This is a genomic window from Savagea serpentis (assembly GCF_015351395.1).
Taxonomy (GTDB): Bacteria; Bacillota; Bacilli; order Bacillales_A; family Planococcaceae; genus Savagea; species Savagea serpentis.
Genome location: NZ_JADKPV010000004.1, coordinates 166,904 through 184,328 on the forward strand (window position 1 = coordinate 166,904; position 17,425 = coordinate 184,328).

Here is a 17,425-nt window from a genome sequence, read left to right on the forward strand (position 1 = left end):
CTTTTATATAAAAAAATGTACGATGAAAAATTTCATCGTACATTCGAATTTTAGTATGCTCGACCGAACCAAACGGTATGTTGTGATGGTTTACCACAGTTAATACATACTTCTTTTTCTGCTGGTGGATTAAATGGAATGTTACGTGATGTGAATTTCGTTTCTGTTTGAACGCTCGCTTCACAATCATCATCGCCACACCATCCTGCGAGTACCCAACCTGGGATTTCTCCCGCTTGTTGTTTCGCTTCGATATGTGCTTTTAAATCTTCCATCGTATCAACATTCAAATGTGAATGTTCCGCACGGAATTCGCGTGCTTTTTCGAGGAGGCGTCCTTGCATCGTGTCGAGTTCTGCAACGATTGCATCGACAATTCCCTCTAATGGAACTTGACGCTTTTCGTCTTCGTCACGCGCTTTCAACATCGCTGCATCTTTCTCTAAATCACGTGGTCCAAGCTCAATACGAACCGGCACACCTTTCAATTCCCACTCGTTAAACTTATATCCTGGTGATTGGTCTGAATCGTCAAGACGGACACGTACCCCTTGTACTTTTAAAGCAGCGAATACTTCGTCTAATTTTTCAACGATTGCCGGGTTTTTCTTCCACGGTCCGACCGGGATTAAAACGACTTGTGTCGGTGCGACACGTGGTGGTAAAACGAGCCCTTGCTCATCGCCGTGCACCATGATCATTGAACCGATCAAACGTGTTGAAGTACCCCATGACGTTGTATGAACGTATTCATGTTTATTTTCTTTCGTTAAATACTTAATATCGAACGCTTCAGCGAATTTCGTTCCAAGATAATGGGACGTTCCTGCTTGTACCGCTTTTCCGTCTTTCATCATCGCTTCGATTGAATACGTATCGACCGCTCCAGCGAATCGCTCAGACGGTGTTTTTTGTCCGTCGTATACGGGAATCGCTAATAGTTCTTCCACGACTTCTTTATAAATTTCAAGCATTTTCATCGTTTCTTCACGTGCTTCTTCTTCATCTACGTGAGCTGTATGTCCTTCTTGCCAAAGGAATTCTGACGTACGGATGAATGGGAGTGTTTTCTTTTCCCAACGGAAGACGTTCGCCCATTGGTTAATGAGCACTGGAAGATCACGATAACTTTTAATCCAGTCGGAATAAAGGTGACCAATCATCGTTTCAGATGTCGGACGAAGGGCGAGACGCTCTTCTAATTTTTCTCCTGCGGCTTCTGTCACCCAAGGAAGTTCTGGTGAGAATCCTTCGATATGATCTTTTTCTTTTTGGAAGAAGTTTTCTGGAATTAACATTGGGAAATAGGCGTTACGGTGACCCGTTTCTTTAAAACGACGGTCCATTTCCGATTGAATATGTTCCCAAATTTCATAGCCGTCTGGTTTAAAGGCGATACAACCGCGCACGGGTGTATAATCCATTAAATCCGCTTGTTGAATCGTGCGAATATACCAACTTGTAAAATCGTTTTTCTGTTCTGACATGATTAAAAATCCTCCTCTTCATTAAAAAAAGCACAGTCCGCCCTTGAAGTTAAGGACGTCTATGCATTGTAGACGTGGTACCACCTTGATTTAGCTAATGATAGCCCTCAGGTTGCCTCATAACGTTGGCAAAACGTACAGTCTCCGTCGATAGGTTTCAGGATGAGGGATGGATAACGCTCTCAGCAATGCGCCACTCTCTGTTCATTTCAATCCTTACTTAGTCGCTTCAATGACTCTTATATCAACGTTACTATACCAAATTTTCGAGAATTTCACAATATGTTCCTACCCACTCACAATATCTAAAAGCTTTGCCCGGACAGCGACCCGTTGTTTTCCTGTGATCGTACATGTAATCATCGTCAATTCATCAATTCCTTCACGATCATCCAATACGTGGACGTCGGTCGCTTCAATTACATCACGATCGGTAATTTGATAAATATATTTTGTTGAACCTACATGCAAATACACTTCTTCTCCAATCGGAACTTCTGCCAAATTGCTAAAATGGCGACCGTCTCGATAACCGCGATGTCCGGCTATCGTGAAATTTCCTTCTCCCGGGGTTTGATTTTCTTTAATTTGCGTAAGTGCGACATTTAAATTATGTGTGGTTGTCGTATCCAATACTTTATGCCGAATGTTTAAATAAGGAATTTCTAATTCCATGACATTGCGAATTTCATCTTCCGTAAACGGTAAATTGTCAATTTCGCTTAAATCGATATCTTCTCCTTCATCTGCGGACATGATGAGTTCCATCGCTTCTTCTAACGCACGCACTTCTTTATTTTGCTCGTACTCCATATAAAAAGGATAAGCGATTAATCCAATCCCTACAAAAATAATGACAATACCCATCCATTTCTTCATCATTCAATCTCCTCTTTTAATATCCTCTTTCTCTTATATCGTACTAAAATTATTCGATTAGATAGCCTTTTCGTTTCATTGTATACAATACGGTTATTCAACGCATCTTTTAAACTCAAAAAAGCCTCCTTCATTAAAAATGAAAGAGGTCTTTTATCATTTAGATAATAATTCAGGTAAGAATAAGCTTAGCTGCGGAATAAATGTCACGAGTAAAAGGATAATAATTAAAGACATAAAGATAGGGAAGAAATATTTCAATGATTCTTCGAAACGAATCTTGGCGATATTCGAAGCGATGAAAATATTAATGCCCAATGGTGGCGTAATTAATCCTAATGACAAGTTAATGCTCACGATAATACCGAAATGAATCGGATCGATTCCTAAAGGTAACACGATCGGCAACAATAACGGAACAAATAATAACACTGCCGCGACTGTTTCCATAAACATTCCGACAAGCAATAAGAAAATATTAATTAAAATTAAAATGATAATTGGATTCGTTGTAAAATCAGCAATGACCATCGCAATATATTGTGGAATCTGTTTTAAAGCGAGGACTTTTCCGAAAAATGATGCTGCACTGACGAAAATCATGATCGTTCCAGAAACTTTTGCCGCTCTTAAAAAGACTTCCATCAATTCGCTAACTTTAAATTCTTTATAAACGAATACACTAATGATTAAACTATAGACAACTGCTACTACAGCCGCTTCTGTCGGCGTTACCCAACCATTGTAAATTCCACCAAGAATAATAACTGGTGCAAGCAATGCCCATTTCGCTTCATTTAACGACTTCCAGAAACTTTGCTTTACAAAGTTCTCAGAACCACCAAATCCTTCTTTTTTCGAAATGATATAGTTGATCGTCACTAAGGCAACCGCCATTAATACACCTGGAATTAATCCTGCAATGAACATATCACCGATGGAAACCCCAGCCATCACTCCATATAAAATAAAGATGATACTCGGTGGAATGATTGGACCGAGTGATCCCGAACTCGCTGCGATAGAAGCTGCATAGGCAGGCGTGTATCCATTTTTCAACATGTAAGGAATCGTGATCGCTCCGATACTCGCAACCGTTGCAGCTCCCGAACCAGAAATCGCCGCAAAAATGAAGCTTGCGATAATCGTAATTAAACCGAGACTTCCTGTAATCGAACCGACGAGGTTTTGAACGAATTCAATTAAACGTTTCGCAATCCCACCTGTACTCATAATTTCTCCAGCTAAAATGAAGAAAGGAATCGCAAGTAAAGGGAAGGAATCACTCGCTCCAAACGTCGATTGAACGAAGAATGAAAGAGGAATCGAACCTTCCATAAGAACAACAACCATACCAGAAATGGCTAACCCGATTGCAATCGGGATATTAACGAATAAAGTAATGAGGAAAACGACTAAAATCGTAAGTAAAGTAAATGCCATCTATTTTTCCTCCCCTTCTATATAACTTTCTTCAGCTAAATCATTGGCCACTTCTAAGTAAGGGTCTTTGAACGCTTGAATAATTTGAACGAATAATCGTACCGACATGAGTGCATATCCAAGTGGAATTCCGAAATAGACAACGGACATCGGTAATTTTAATGCAGCCGATACAGAACTCGACATCGTCATCGCATACGTCACGCCTAAATACGAGACGAACAATGAAAAGACAAGCCAAATACATTTCCCGAAAATATTGACATACTTTCGAATTTCTAACGGAATTAAACGATTTAACGCTTCTACTCGAATGTGAGCACGCTCCGTTACCGCATAGCTCATACTGATAAAAATAAACCAAATAAAGAGATAACGTGACAATTCTTCAGACCATGATAACGAGGCATTGAAAACATATCTGAAAACAAACCCAATAAACATAATAATTGTCATTGACAATAATAAGAAGAATGAAAGATAGGCCTCAATCGGTCGTTTCTTTTTATTCATACTCCTCCTCCTATCTGAATAAGGAACTTGCATACGAAAATTCATATGCAAGTTGCCGATCAATTATTTATTCAATTCTTCGATTGCTTTGTCGTACACATCTTTTCCAATTTCATTAATATGCTTATCAATGACAGGCGCGACCACTTTTTTAAATTCTTCTTTTTGGTCTTCTGTTAATTCTGTAACTGTCACACCTTCCGCCTTCATACCTTCAACCGCTTCTTTTTCTGCTTCGATTGATAATTCACGCGCATATTTTATATACTCCGCTGTCGCTTCTTCTAAAATGCTCTTTTGCTCATCTGTTAAACGCTCGTAAAGATCGCCATTAATCATCAATACGTGTGGGAGTAATACATGATTCGTCAATGTCAAATGTTTATTGATCTCAAAGAAACGGTCTCCATAAATTAATGGTGTCGTCGTTGAAACGCCATCGATCGCCCCTTGTTGTAATCCTGTAAATACTTCTGTGTATGACAGTGGCGTCGGATTTGCACCCATTGCTGCTAATGAATCTAAATGTAAATCTGCTGCTGAACTTCTAATTTTCAAACCTTTTAAATCAGCTGGTGTTGAGACGTCTTTTTTACCGTTCAAAATAGAATAAAAGCCTAAGTCGATAAACCCTAATACTTTTAAATTATTATTTTTGGCAACTTCTTCTTTCAATCCTTCACCGAATTCACCATCTAATAAATTGTAAAACGACTCCCGATTGTCAATTAACAAAGGCATATCGAATAATTTAAAACCGTTTACGCCTGTTGTATTCGCTGTTCCGTAAGCAGATGATGTTGAAATTTCAATTGAACCACTTTTTAAAGCTTCTACAATTCCATCATCTGATCCGACTAACGTACCGCCATTGTAAATTTCTACAGCGAATTGTCCTTTTCCTTTTTCTTCTAATACTTCTTTAAATTTCACATATCCTTGATTTAAGAAGTTACCCTCATCTACTTGGTTCGCCATGCGAATTTTAATAACTTCGCCTTCTGCTCCCTCTGCCCCTTCTTTATCTGAACATGCTGCTAACACTGTCATTAATACCGTAACGAGTAACAATACTTTAAATTTTTGTAATGTGTTTTTCATTTTCTTTTCTCCTTTTAATGGTTCATGCGAGATTGTCCACCATCTACGGTTAAACAAGCGCCTACGATCCATGATGATTTTTCTGATGCTAAAAATGTGACGACATTTGCGATTTCCTCTGGCGTACCGAGACGATTGGCTGGAATTTCATTAAAAATGAAATTTTGAACCGAAGATTCATTTTCTTTCATTCGTTGATCCCATACACCATCACTATGGAAGACACTTCCTGGTGCGATACAGTTAACGCGTACACCATGTGGAATCAGTTCATTCGATAATGATTTTGAGAAGCTAATTAATGCCGCTTTTGCGTTGTTATAAGTGACTAGTCCACCGCTTTCTCGTCCATACACTGAGGCGATGTTAATAATGGCACCACTTTCTTTTCGAACCATATGTGATGCAAATCGCTTACTAAAATCAACGGCTTGGAAATAATTAAATTCAAATGCTTCACGAAATTGCTCTAAATCGGTTTCTTGTGTTGTTGAACCGCTACTGCCGCCCACGTTATTGACGAGGACATCAATCGTTCCATAGTCGCTCATATATCGCTCGACAAGTTGCGCACGTTCCTCCGGATTCATGACGTCTAATGTGTAGACTTGTATTCCTTCGTGAGCTTGTTGGAATGCTTCTGCCGCTTCTTTACGCCGGCCTGTTACCGAAACATTCGCTCCTTCTTGCTGTAGCATGAGAGCGATTGCTTTCCCGATTCCACGCGTACCGCCTGTAATTAATACGTTGCGCCCTTTTAATTGTAAATCCATTTTTTCGCCTCTTCTCTCTTTATCTACCGGTGAACCCACCGTCAATTGGGATGATGGCACCTGTTACATAATCCGATAAATCCGATGCTAAAAACTTTAATAAGCCGCCGATTTCTTCAGGTTTTCCAAGACGTTGTTTCGGCACTCGATCCAAAATACTTGCCAGTCGTTTAGGATCGTTCTTTATATGATTGTTTAAACGTGTATCGAAATATCCTGGGGCAATCGCGTTCACACAAATTCCATCTTTCGCCCATTCATTCGACAATGATTTTGTCAATAAAGCAATGGCACCCTTACTTGCGGAGTATGCTGATGCATGAAAGCCCCCTTGGAAAGATAGAACCGAAGCGATATTAATAATTTTGCCAGAGCGTTGCGCGATCATATCGTTCGCAGCGCACTTCGATAATTCAAAAACCGCTTCTGTGTTCACTTTAAATATTTTTTCAAAATCGAGACGTGATAATTCAGTTGCTGCGCCCGCTTTATGAATGCCTGCATTGTTCACTAAAATATCAACAGAATCCCCTAAATGATAAAGGGCTTCTTCGTAATAGTGAGCGATATTTTCTGTGTTCGATAAGTCCGCTTGAAGACCTGTCACAACATGTCCTGAAGCGTTCATCTCTGCCACGACGTCAGCAAGCTCCGGCGCAATGTCGAGTATACACACTGTTACTCCTTCTTCGAGAAGCGCCTCCACAAGTGCTCGACCGATTCCGTGTGTCGCTCCTGTTACGATTGCTTTTTTACCCGTTAATTGAAAGCTCATCGCGTTCCACTCCTAAATGTATTCCAATACTTCAATGACATATCCGTCTGGATCGCGTAAATAAATGGCTTTCGATCCAGCATGTCTCCCTGACGTAATTTGGACGACATGTTCTGAAATAATATCTGTATTTCTTCGTTGAAGATGCTCATACATCGCATCTAAATTTTCAACGTGTAAACAAATATGACCTGTTCCGTAATGACTATGCAAACTTGAACCGTCCTCGATTGTTTCACCGTGGTATTCAAGCAATTCCACAATTTGCCCATCCGGTGTTTGTAAAAAAGCGAGTTCGATTTTTTCTAATCCTTGGATATTGACTAAGTCGTAAATATATGGTTTATCATTCGTTTGTAATCGCACGAGCTCCAATCCGAGACTGTTCTCGTAAAAATCGATGGAGCGTTTTAAATCTTTCACCGTAATACCACTATGAACAAAGCCTTTTAATTTCCAATCCATCTCCATCTACCTTTCACAGTTCCAATTGAAATAATGTTTTATACCCTTCGCGTCGTCTCATCGTTTGGAATGCTTCTTCCCAATCATCGAGTGAAAAAATATTCGTAATGAGAGGTGCAACTTGAACTTTTTTCGTTTCAAGCAATTGTAAAGCAATCTCCCATGAGCGAGGCGTCGTTGCGAAACCGTTCGTATATGAAATTTCTTTCGTCAACAATAAGTCTGCATCGAATGGTATTTTCTTTCCGAATAATCCTAATTGAATATATAAGCCGGATTTTTTACAGTACGCAATGCAATCATTCGCGGAGTATTCATTTCCTGCACATTCCACGACAACATCGAACTGTTCGATATATTGCTCTTTATCATCTGTATAGAAAGTGTGATGCGCGCCGAATGTACTCGCTTCTTTTAAACGCTGTTCGTCCATTTTCGTTCCAACGATCGTCACATTCGCTCCTTGTGAATGGGCAACGAGTGCCGCTAACATGCCTAATGTGCCAGGCCCTGAAATTAATACATCATCCCCAGCACGAACAGCTCCTCTTTCCACTAAACATCGCACAGCACATGCAAGCGGCTCGGTCAGCGCTGCTTCTTGTAAAGAAAGATGTTCTGGAATTTTGTACACCGCATGTTCAGGAACGATGATGTACTCAGCAAATGCTCCGTCCACAAAGGAACCAATTGACTGGCGCTCCTCACACAGCATCGGAGTTTGTTGTTGGCAGTACCCACATACGCCACACGTATGAACAGCCGTTAAAGAGACGACTCGCTCTCCGATCTCCACATCTTGAACAGAAGCACCGATTTGTTCGACTGTCCCTGCGTATTCATGTCCTAACGTCACCGGCGTACGATGGCGGTATTCATTATCGATAATATGCAAATCCGTTCCACAAATTCCGGCATAATGCACTTTAATTAATACTTCGTTTGCCGCTACGTCACGCAACGGTTGTGTGACGAGCGTGAATTGTTTGTCATTTAATTTTCTAAGCGCTTTCAAATGAACTCACTTCTTTCTTATAAAGGCTTTGTCTCCATTGAAATATACTTTTCTTCTAAGTAATCTTGGATTCCTTGACGACCACCTTCACGGCCGAAACCACTTTCTTTTATTCCACCGAACGGTGCTTGTGCAGCGCTTGGCATCGGGTCATTTAAACCAATAATTCCAAATTGGAGTTTCTCTGTCACATATGTCGCTTTATCGATATTGCTCGTGTAGACATAAGCAGCTAATCCGTAATTTGTCGAATTCGCAATTGCAATGACATCATCCAAATGGGTAAATCCTGAAATAGGTGCGAGCGGACCGAATGTTTCCTCTTGCATCACGAGCATGTCTTCCGTCACATCGGATAAAACAGTCGGTTCAAAGAAGAATCCTGTCGATACGTCGAGATTGCCTCCAACTTCTACTTTTGCACCTTTTTCCACTGCGTCTTGCACTTGACTATGCACTTTTTCGACACTTTCTCTTGAAACGAGCGGACCGATATCGACTTCCTCTGAAAGACTATGTCCCATTTTCAATTGCTTTGTTTTTTCGACGAGACGTGCTGTAAATGCTTCTTTCACGCTTTCTTGCACGTAAATACGATTGGTGCATACGCATGTTTGACCTGAGTTTCTAAACTTGCTCAACAATGCGCCTTCTGCTGCGCGATCTAAATCCGCGTCTTCCAAAACGATGAACGGTGCATGACCACCGAGTTCGAGTGATAATTTTTTTAATGTTTTCGCTGACTGCACGACGAGTTCTTTTCCGATTTCTGTCGATCCAGTGAAAGATACTTTACGCACGATTGGACTATCGAAAATCGCTTTTGAAATTTCGCTCGTGGATCCTGCTACAACGTTCATAACGCCATTTGGAATGCCTACTGTTTCAACCATTTTCGCAAAAGCGAGCGCTGTTAATACGCCTTGTTTCGCTGGCTTTACGATACATGTACACCCTGCTGCTAAAGCGGGACCAACTTTACGTGTCAACATGCCAATCGGGAAGTTCCACGGTGTGATTGCAGCAACGACACCAATTGGTTGCTTAATGACCATCAATCTTTTAGATGCAGATGAAGCAGGAATTGTTTCACCGTAAATACGCTTCGCCTCCTCTGCATACCAGCGGAGATAGCTCGCAGCGTAATGAACTTCACCTACAGCTTCTATATACGCTTTGCCCATTTCTGAACTGATAATTTTTGCCATATTTTCTTTTTCATCTAACAGCAATTGTTCGAGGCGGATTAAGTAGTCTGCACGCTCATATGCTGTTAAAGCAGACCAACCTTCCAATGCGCGATCTGCTGCTTCAATCGCTAAATTAGCTTCCTTCTTTCCAGCGCTCGGAATACTTGCAAGCACTTCTTGAGTTGAAGGGTTAATAATGTCAAACGTACGACCATCGATATGATCGATCCATTGACCGTCGATAAATAATGCTTGTTCTTTCATTTTGTCGTCTCCATTCTTCGTTTAGCGAGCGAGCACGCCGCCATCTACTGGGATGATTGTTCCTGTCACATAATCCGATAAGTCTGATGCTAAAAAGCACACGACTTTTGCGACATCTTCTGGCGTTCCCCAACGCTCTGCTGGAATGCGTTCAGATACTTCTACGGAACGTTTTGCGTCCGCTTTTAAATCGGTATTCATATCTGTTTCAATATAGCCAGGCGCTACTGCATTCACTTGAATATTATGTTTAGCATATTCATTAGAGAATGATTTTGTAAGTTGCGCGATAGCCCCTTTACTAGAAGAATAGGCAACCGCATGGAAGCCTCCTAAAAATGAAAGCAAAGAGCCGAAATTGATAATCTTACCGCCACCATGTTTCGTCATGAGTGCCACCGCATGTTTCGACATTTGAAAAACCGACATGACATTGATGGACATCGTTTTTTCAAAGTCGAAAGTGCTCGTTTCTGAAATCGGTTGTCTCTTAATAATGCCTGCACTATTCACTAAGACATCCACTTTTTCGTAACGCGCTTTCACATCTTCCCATAAGTGATCGATGTGATCTTCATTCGATAAATCACAAATGACTGCTTCTACACGAACATTGTCGTTTTTTAATTGTTCCGCCACTTGAAACACAGCTTCTGAACGGTCGACTAAAATGAGTTGAGCTCCTAATTGCCCCAGTTGATGGGCAATGGCTTTTCCAATTCCGTTCGCAGCTCCCGTAACGAGAGCCGTCTTATTATTAAAATTCATTCCATTTCCTCCTAGCTATGAATTCCTTGATTCAAATATTTATTCGCCACTTCATCGATCACTTCTGTAATGGATGGGTGAGCGACTGTAATATCCGCTAGTTCCTCAATCGTTCCTTCTAATTGCATGACAGCTGTTGGATAACCGATAATTTCAGTGACGTCAGGGCCGAACATAGTCACGCCTAAAACTTCACCGTATTGCGTATCGACAAAAATTTTGACGAAGCCATCCGTTTGATCTTTCGTCATCGCTTTTCCATTACCTGCGAATGAATACGTTTCTCCCCGATAGGCGATATGTTCTTCTTTCAATTGTTCTTCGGTATAGCCGACACTCGCCACTTGATCAAGCGTGTAGACGCAACGAGGAATTTTTTTGTAATCGAGATTATTTTCTTTTCCTAACCACGTATCAACGAGTGCGAGACCTTCTGCGCTAGCTACATGAGCAAGCGGCATACGACCGACGACATCGCCAATTGCAAAAATAGATGGAATCGCTGTTGCAAATTGGTCGTTCACTTGTAGTTTGCCGCCTTCCACTGGAAGTGCTAAGTTTTGTACGACTTCGAGATTCGCTTTTCTACCCGTCGCTACAAGAAGACGAGCACTTTCAATCACTGCATCATTTGCTAAATGAACCCGAAACATTTCATCCACATGCTCACATCGTTCCACAGAATGTCCGATATGGAATTGAATGCCTCGTTTTGCTAACTTTCTCTGTAAAGCTTTTGAAATTTCTTGATCTTCTAACATTAAAATACGGGGAGCTACTTCAATAATCGTCACTTTTGTCCCGAGTGCGGAAAAAATTTCCGCCATTTCTACACCGATAACCCCGCCACCGATAATCGTTAAAGATGCCGGCACTTCATTCGATTCAAATATCGTATCTGTCGTATCGTAAGCGATGTCCATCAATCCTGGAATTGGCGGTACAGAAGGTGTACTTCCTGTCGCAATAACAATACGTTTCGATTGTACAGTTTCTGATTTTTCACTCTTTTTGACGATGATTTCATGTTCTCCTACTACTTGCGCTTCTCCACGAATGAGATCGATTTTCCCTTTGGATAACAACATTTGAACGCCGTTTCTCAAATTTTGAATGATCGATGCGCGACGTTTTTGCATCTTGCCATATTCTAATTTTTCAACTTCACAAAAGATGCCCCAGTCTTTCACACTCTCGATTTTACGGATGATGGATGCGTGTTCTAGCATCGCTTTTGATGGAATACATCCTGTATTTAAACAAGTGCCTCCTAATTCTCCCTTTTCGATAAGCGCTGTTTTAAAACCTTTTTGTGCGGCGCGAATGGCTGTAACATAGCCACCCGGACCACCTCCGATTACGACGACATCATACATAGTCATTCCTCCGTTTCTAAACCAATAAAGATAATGGCTCTTCCAATAAGTTTTTCACTTCAGAAATAAATGCGGCGGCTGGTGCGCCATCGATGAGTCGATGATCGAATGAAAGGCTGAGCGTCATCATATCGCGAATAGCAATTTCATCGCCTACGACTTTCGGTTTCTTTTCGATTGTACCGACGCCTAAAATCGCTGCATTCGGCTGATTAATAATTGGTGTGAACCCTTGAATCGCATATTTTCCTAAATTGCTCACCGTAAATGTACTTCCTTGCATATGCGCCGCTGTTAATTTATTTTCTTTCGACTTTTGAATTAATTCGCGCGCTTCGCTCATCACTTCTTGAATCGATAATTCATTCGCGTGCTGAATGACAGGGACGACGAGACTATTTTCTGTATCTACTGCAAAGCCGACATGAATATCAGCATGTTGCACGATATGGTCATCAATTAATGACACATTGATATTCGGATGTTTTTCTAAAGCTAATGCACAAGCTTTAATGATGAGATCATTGTAAGATACACGGATTTGAATGCGTTTTTCGATAACAGGTAAAAGTTCCGTTCTTAATTTCACGCAGTTTGTCATATCTACTTCACTATGCAATGTGACGTGTGGCGCAGTATAGAATGACTTTGAAAGATTATCAGCGACAACTTTACGAATGCCTTTAAATGGCGTTTTCACTTCTTCTCGAGCGGTTGATGTCGAACCGAGTACGTCGCGCTTTGTAATTTTTCCATTATGGCCTGAGCCTGTCACTTGTGTGACATCGACTCCGTTTTGCGCAACAATATTTTGCGCCAATGGTGTCATTTTTGGTGTAATGCTCGCCTGTTGGGCTACATCTTCTAAATGAACGCGACCTCGCGGACCAGAACCTTTCACATTCGCTAAGTCAATCCCTTGACGAGCTGCTTCTTTACGCGCAGCTGGTGTTGCCAATACGACCTCGCTTGATTCATTTGAAACAACCGATTGCTCTTGCTTCGCTTCTTCTACTTTTGGAGTCGAAGCTTGTGTAGGAGTGGTTACTTCTACTTGATCGATGCTTTCCCCTTCTTCTCCGAGATACCCAATCGGTTCATTCACGCCGATTGCCGTTCCTTCAGGATAGAGCTGTTTCAATAAGTAGCCTGACGTTTCTGCTTCAAGCTCTAAAATAATTTTATCTGTCTGGATTTCAGCAATCGGGTCGCCTTCTTCAACGAAGCCACCTTCTTCAATCATCCAACTGACGATTGTACCTTCTTCCATCGTTGCGCCTAATTTTGGCATAAAAATCGTTTCAGCCATCTCTTTTTCCCCTCCCTTACACTTCTTTATTAATAATGCGTTGTGCTTCTCGTAAAATGTCTTCTACTTGAGGTACAGCATATTTCTCTAAATTCGGGTTATAAGGGATCGGTGTTTCTTTTCCGCCGAGACGACGAATCGGTGCATCTAAATAGTCAAATGCTTCACTTTCAGCAATCGTACTAATAATTTCTGTACCGAAACCTCCTCGTTGAACAGCCTCATACACGACTAATAATTTTCTCGTCTTCTTCACAGACTCTAAAATTGTCTTCGTATCTAAAGGGACCAATGTTCGCGGATCGATGACTTCTACGGAAATGCCTTGTTCTTTCAATGTTTCTGCTGCTTCTAATGAACGTTGTACCATAATACCTGTTGCAACAATTGTTAAATCATTTCCTTCTTTAGCAACATTTGCTACCCCGAATGGAATCGAATATTCTTCTTCAGGAACTTCACCTTTTACATTGTAAAGCAATTTGTGTTCATAGAACAGGACAGGATTGTCATTATCGATTGCTGTTTTCATTAGCCCCTTTGCATCGTAAGCATTGGACGGTTGCACGATAAATAGTCCTGGAACATGTGCCATCCATGCTTCTAAGCTTTGGGAGTGTTGCGCCGCAAACCCTGCGCCTGATCCACCTGGTAAGCGTACAACGACTGGCACTTTCGCTTTACCACCAAACATGTAACGTGTTTTCGCTGCTTGGTTTACGATATTGTCAAGAGCAATCATAATGAAGTCCGAAAACTGAATTTCTAAAATCGGACGCATACCTGTCATAGCCGCTCCTACCGCCGCTCCACTAATCGCAGCTTCTGAAATTGGCGTATTGCGCACGCGTTCTGGACCGAATTCTTCCACCATGCCATTCGTTAACCCGAATGCACCGCCGTAAATCCCGATGTCCTCTCCCATAATAAATACATCTTCGTTTCCTCTCATCGCTTGAGACATCGATTCTCGAATTGCCTCTGAATACGTAATTTCTCTCATTATTCTTTTCCTCCTACGCGTAAATATCTGTCATTAAATCTGATAATTCTGGTTCCTTGCTCTCTTCAGCAAATTGTACAGATTTTTTAATTTCATCTTTTACCGATTGTTCGATTTCCGCATATTCTTCATCTGTTAGAAGTCCTTCTTCCATCAATAACTCTTTAAAGAATACGATAGGGTCACGTTGTTTTTGCCATTCTTTTTCTTCTTCACGTGAACGATATTTTCGAGCGTCACTTTTAGAGTGCCCTTTCCAACGATATGTTTCGGCTTCGATTAATGTTGGTCCTTCACCATTACGCGCACGCTCAATCGCTTCTTGTGTCGTCGATAATACTTCTAAAATATTGTTGCCATCGATCGTTACGCCTGGGATACCGTAAGCTTTCGCACGATCTGAAATGTGCTCAACATTCGTCATATCTTTAATAGATGCAGACATACCGTACAAATTATTTTCACAGAAGAAGATGACAGGAAGATCCCATACAGACGCTAGGTTTAACGCTTCATGGAAAGCCCCTTCATTCGTCGCCCCATCTCCGAAGAAACAAACGACGACTTCTTTTTTATCTTTCATTTTAGAAGTAAGCGCTGCTCCGACGCCCAATGGTAAACCAGCAGCGACAATTCCGTTCGCTCCTAAGTTTCCAACATTTAAGTCGGCAATATGCATCGATCCGCCTTTTCCTTTACAGTATCCTGTTTCTTTCGCTAACAATTCCGCTAACATGCGGTCTGACTGCATCCCTTTTGCTAAGCTGTGACCGTGTCCACGGTGCGTACTCGTAATTTTATCGTCAAGCGTTAATGGGAAACATGCCCCAACCGCTGTAGCTTCTTGTCCAATGCATAAATGCATCGTGCCGTGAATTTTTCCACGTAAGAAAAGTTTTTCAACCTCTTCTTCAAATTTTCGAATTAAAATCATGTCATATAACATTTTATGAACGTCTGATTTTGATAATTGTAATTGCTCGATAGTTTTCACTAACAATTCCTCCTTTTTACACTCGCCTTATAAATATATGCAATATTCATGCCAATTGAAATTGTAAGTGCTTTCAACGTTTCCATGCATTATTTCCTATTGAAACGATGATTTTTTGCCTGTATGATGAATAAAATCATCATTAAGGAGGCTTTTTTGCGTGAATCATCAATTAAATTCGAGTTTAGGAATTATCATCTTGGATGAACATGGGCATTTTAAGCATACAAACGAAGTCGCCCAGCACTTTTTATACTATTTCGAGACGTTCAAATCTCACTTCCAAGAAAATATCCAACATTATTGTTTATTAGAATGTTTATGTGAAATTACGAATTTATCGATCAATGATGGCATCATATTCATTCAACCGTTATCGAATGTCGTCTTACTGGAAAGAGAAAATAAAAAATCTGCAGAAGTTTATAATGAATTGTATGAGGTCATCAACTCCTCTTTTGATGGAATCGTTATTTCTGATAATAAAGGATTAATTTTGCATCAAAATCCTGCATACGGGAATATTACTGGCCTGCATCCTTCTGAATGTATCGGGAGGAATTTAACAGAATTGGAAGAGCTCGGCGTCATCGACCATTCGGCTACGCTACAAGCCCTTTATAAAAATGATTCGGTCACGATTAATCAATCGATCAATACTGGTAAAAATGTACTCGTATCAGCCGTACCGATTCGTGACAAAACGGGAGATATAAAAAAAGTCGTCAACAATGTGCGCGATTTGACTCAATTAAATCAATTAGAAACAGAAATTCAAACTTTAGAAGAAACGAATCAAAAAATTACAGAAGAATTAAAATCGTTAAAAGAACAATTAAATCCTAAGCTTTCCCTCATTTCTTCCTCCGCTAAAATGAAAGAAGTCATTGAACGCGCGCTAAAAATCGCGCAAATTGATTCAGGGGTCATCATCCAAGGGGAATCAGGGGTAGGGAAAGAAAAAATCGTCAATCTCATTCATATGCATAGCTTACGTAAAAAGAAACCACTCATTAAAATAAATTGTGGCGCCATTCCAGAAAATTTACTAGAATCCGAATTATTCGGTTACGTATCAGGATCATTCACAGGCGCTTCCAAACAAGGGAAAATTGGACTGATCGAAGCAGCCAATGACGGAATTTTATTTTTGGATGAAATCGGAGAGATGCCACTTGACTTACAAGTGAAAATTTTACGCGTGTTAGAAGAACGCGAAATTACTCCTGTCGGTGGAACGACGCCCCGAACGGTTAACGTGCGCATTATCGCAGCGACAAATCGTGATTTAAACGCGATGGTTCAAGCAGGAGAATTTCGGAAAGATTTATTTTATCGCTTAAACATCATCCCTATTATTATCCCGCCGCTACGCGAACGAAAAGAAGATGTCATTCCACTCACTTATCATTTTTTAAAAGAATTAAACGAACAATACGGATTGAATAAACAAATTAGTAGCGAAGTTCTCGAACGCTTACGTCGTTATGACTGGCCTGGAAATGTCCGAGAGCTTCAAAATATGGTCGAACGCATCGTTTTAATGAGTGAAGACAATGTCCTCAAATCTGCACATATCGATAAAGAATTTTCGAACGATCGAGTGAACGACCGTGTGGAAACGATGATTCCAGAAGCGAATGTACCCCTGAAACAATATTTAGCTTCAATTGAAATTCACTTTTTAAAAGAGCGCATTAAAGAACATCCTAGCTTACGCAGTGCAGCTCGTTCACTCGATATTGATCAATCGACACTCGTCCGCAAAATGAAACGCTACAATCTACGCGTAGAAGACATTAAATAAACTAAAAAAAGAGTGATGCAAAAATGCATCACTCTTTTTTTAAGATTTCGACGATTTCATATAATAAGCTTTTAACATTTCCCCTTTTTCCTCCAAAGTCACTTCGCCGTCGATATAACGCTGTAATAAATGAAGGTAAAATTCCGAATGGGAACGATTAGACAGCCCTAAAGAATTCCGAGCACTCGCTAACTCAACACTCGCTTTACGTTCTTCTCTCGTTTGCAAATTCATACATACCCTCCTCATCCTTTAATATTCAT

The 17,425-nt window shown here is 40.7% G+C and carries 17 protein-coding genes; 1 reads left to right on the plus strand and 16 read right to left on the minus strand.

All coding sequences use genetic code 11. From position 1 onward, the window contains the following. Window positions 1-50 precede the first annotated feature (50 nt). The 15 genes from proS to IRY55_RS09335 all read right to left on the minus strand — a co-directional run bounded on the left by proS (window position 51) and on the right by IRY55_RS09335 (window position 15,307). Window positions 51-1,487 (minus strand): proline--tRNA ligase, encoded by a 1,437-nt coding sequence (gene proS / locus IRY55_RS09265; RefSeq protein WP_194563031.1) that lies wholly within the window; start codon window positions 1,485-1,487, stop codon window positions 51-53. A gap of 288 nt (window positions 1,488-1,775) precedes the next feature. Further along, entirely contained in the window at window positions 1,776-2,366 is a 591-nt protein-coding gene (locus tag IRY55_RS09270; protein WP_235961110.1) for a class D sortase, read from the minus strand. 156 nt (window positions 2,367-2,522) lie between these two features. Beyond that, entirely contained in the window at window positions 2,523-3,809 is a 1,287-nt protein-coding gene (locus tag IRY55_RS09275; RefSeq protein WP_194563033.1) for a TRAP transporter large permease, read from the minus strand. Further along, entirely contained in the window at window positions 3,810-4,322 is a 513-nt protein-coding gene (locus IRY55_RS09280) for a TRAP transporter small permease (protein ID WP_194563034.1), read from the minus strand. Between the two features lie 63 nt (window positions 4,323-4,385). After that, the gene (locus IRY55_RS09285; protein ID WP_194563035.1) at window positions 4,386-5,423 is read right to left on the minus strand and encodes a TRAP transporter substrate-binding protein; all 1,038 of its coding nucleotides are present in this window, start codon (window positions 5,421-5,423) and stop codon (window positions 4,386-4,388) included. A 14-nt stretch (window positions 5,424-5,437) separates the two neighbouring features. Further along, complete coding sequence (locus IRY55_RS09290; protein ID WP_194563036.1) at window positions 5,438-6,196, minus strand: SDR family NAD(P)-dependent oxidoreductase; 759 nt, start codon at window positions 6,194-6,196, stop codon at window positions 5,438-5,440. 19 nt (window positions 6,197-6,215) lie between these two features. Beyond that, the gene (locus IRY55_RS09295) at window positions 6,216-6,971 is read right to left on the minus strand and encodes an SDR family NAD(P)-dependent oxidoreductase (protein ID WP_194563037.1); all 756 of its coding nucleotides are present in this window, start codon (window positions 6,969-6,971) and stop codon (window positions 6,216-6,218) included. A gap of 12 nt (window positions 6,972-6,983) precedes the next feature. Then, window positions 6,984-7,436 carry a VOC family protein gene (locus tag IRY55_RS09300; RefSeq protein WP_194563038.1) on the minus strand — a complete coding sequence of 151 codons (453 nt, stop codon included), beginning with the start codon at window positions 7,434-7,436 and terminating at the stop codon, window positions 6,984-6,986. 13 nt (window positions 7,437-7,449) lie between these two features. Next, complete coding sequence (locus IRY55_RS09305) at window positions 7,450-8,451, minus strand: zinc-dependent alcohol dehydrogenase (protein ID WP_194563039.1); 1,002 nt, start codon at window positions 8,449-8,451, stop codon at window positions 7,450-7,452. Between the two features lie 17 nt (window positions 8,452-8,468). After that, window positions 8,469-9,905 carry an NAD-dependent succinate-semialdehyde dehydrogenase gene (locus IRY55_RS09310; protein ID WP_194563040.1) on the minus strand — a complete coding sequence of 479 codons (1,437 nt, stop codon included), beginning with the start codon at window positions 9,903-9,905 and terminating at the stop codon, window positions 8,469-8,471. 21 nt (window positions 9,906-9,926) lie between these two features. Further along, entirely contained in the window at window positions 9,927-10,673 is a 747-nt protein-coding gene (locus IRY55_RS09315; RefSeq protein WP_194563041.1) for an SDR family NAD(P)-dependent oxidoreductase, read from the minus strand. 11 nt (window positions 10,674-10,684) lie between these two features. Then, window positions 10,685-12,055: a dihydrolipoyl dehydrogenase gene (lpdA, locus tag IRY55_RS09320; protein WP_194563042.1), complete on the minus strand. Its 1,371-nt coding sequence runs from the start codon at window positions 12,053-12,055 to the stop codon at window positions 10,685-10,687. A 10-nt stretch (window positions 12,056-12,065) separates the two neighbouring features. Then, window positions 12,066-13,358 carry a dihydrolipoamide acetyltransferase family protein gene (locus tag IRY55_RS09325; protein WP_194563043.1) on the minus strand — a complete coding sequence of 431 codons (1,293 nt, stop codon included), beginning with the start codon at window positions 13,356-13,358 and terminating at the stop codon, window positions 12,066-12,068. A 16-nt stretch (window positions 13,359-13,374) separates the two neighbouring features. Further along, entirely contained in the window at window positions 13,375-14,361 is a 987-nt protein-coding gene (locus IRY55_RS09330; RefSeq protein ID WP_194563044.1) for an alpha-ketoacid dehydrogenase subunit beta, read from the minus strand. 13 nt (window positions 14,362-14,374) lie between these two features. Further along, a complete protein-coding gene (locus IRY55_RS09335; RefSeq protein WP_194563090.1) occupies window positions 14,375-15,307 on the minus strand; it encodes a thiamine pyrophosphate-dependent dehydrogenase E1 component subunit alpha in 933 nt (310 codons plus the stop codon). A 208-nt stretch (window positions 15,308-15,515) separates the two neighbouring features. Between IRY55_RS09335 and IRY55_RS09340 the strand changes: the two genes are divergently transcribed. Next, entirely contained in the window at window positions 15,516-17,162 is a 1,647-nt protein-coding gene (locus tag IRY55_RS09340; protein WP_194563045.1) for a sigma-54 interaction domain-containing protein, read from the plus strand. A gap of 39 nt (window positions 17,163-17,201) precedes the next feature. Here IRY55_RS09340 and IRY55_RS09345 read toward each other — a convergent pair whose 3' ends face one another. After that, window positions 17,202-17,396, minus strand: a complete 195-nt coding sequence (locus IRY55_RS09345) for an antitoxin VbhA family protein (protein ID WP_194563046.1) — start codon at window positions 17,394-17,396, stop codon at window positions 17,202-17,204. Window positions 17,397-17,425: the final 29 nt, after the last annotated feature.

Coding starts and splice junctions, on each gene's coding strand:
- proS (WP_194563031.1), bottom strand. CDS start 1,487: ATGTCAGAACAGAAAAACGATTTTACAAGTTGGTATATTCGCACGATT.
- IRY55_RS09270 (WP_235961110.1), bottom strand. CDS start 2,366: ATGAAGAAATGGATGGGTATTGTCATTATTTTTGTAGGGATTGGATTA.
- IRY55_RS09275 (WP_194563033.1), bottom strand. CDS start 3,809: ATGGCATTTACTTTACTTACGATTTTAGTCGTTTTCCTCATTACTTTA.
- IRY55_RS09280 (WP_194563034.1), bottom strand. CDS start 4,322: ATGAATAAAAAGAAACGACCGATTGAGGCCTATCTTTCATTCTTCTTA.
- IRY55_RS09285 (WP_194563035.1), bottom strand. CDS start 5,423: ATGAAAAACACATTACAAAAATTTAAAGTATTGTTACTCGTTACGGTA.
- IRY55_RS09290 (WP_194563036.1), bottom strand. CDS start 6,196: ATGGATTTACAATTAAAAGGGCGCAACGTATTAATTACAGGCGGTACG.
- IRY55_RS09295 (WP_194563037.1), bottom strand. CDS start 6,971: ATGAGCTTTCAATTAACGGGTAAAAAAGCAATCGTAACAGGAGCGACA.
- IRY55_RS09300 (WP_194563038.1), bottom strand. CDS start 7,436: ATGGATTGGAAATTAAAAGGCTTTGTTCATAGTGGTATTACGGTGAAA.
- IRY55_RS09310 (WP_194563040.1), bottom strand. CDS start 9,905: ATGAAAGAACAAGCATTATTTATCGACGGTCAATGGATCGATCATATC.
- IRY55_RS09315 (WP_194563041.1), bottom strand. CDS start 10,673: ATGAATTTTAATAATAAGACGGCTCTCGTTACGGGAGCTGCGAACGGA.
- lpdA (WP_194563042.1), bottom strand. CDS start 12,055: ATGACTATGTATGATGTCGTCGTAATCGGAGGTGGTCCGGGTGGCTAT.
- IRY55_RS09325 (WP_194563043.1), bottom strand. CDS start 13,358: ATGGCTGAAACGATTTTTATGCCAAAATTAGGCGCAACGATGGAAGAA.
- IRY55_RS09330 (WP_194563044.1), bottom strand. CDS start 14,361: ATGAGAGAAATTACGTATTCAGAGGCAATTCGAGAATCGATGTCTCAA.
- IRY55_RS09335 (WP_194563090.1), bottom strand. CDS start 15,307: ATGTTATATGACATGATTTTAATTCGAAAATTTGAAGAAGAGGTTGAA.
- IRY55_RS09345 (WP_194563046.1), bottom strand. CDS start 17,396: ATGAATTTGCAAACGAGAGAAGAACGTAAAGCGAGTGTTGAGTTAGCG.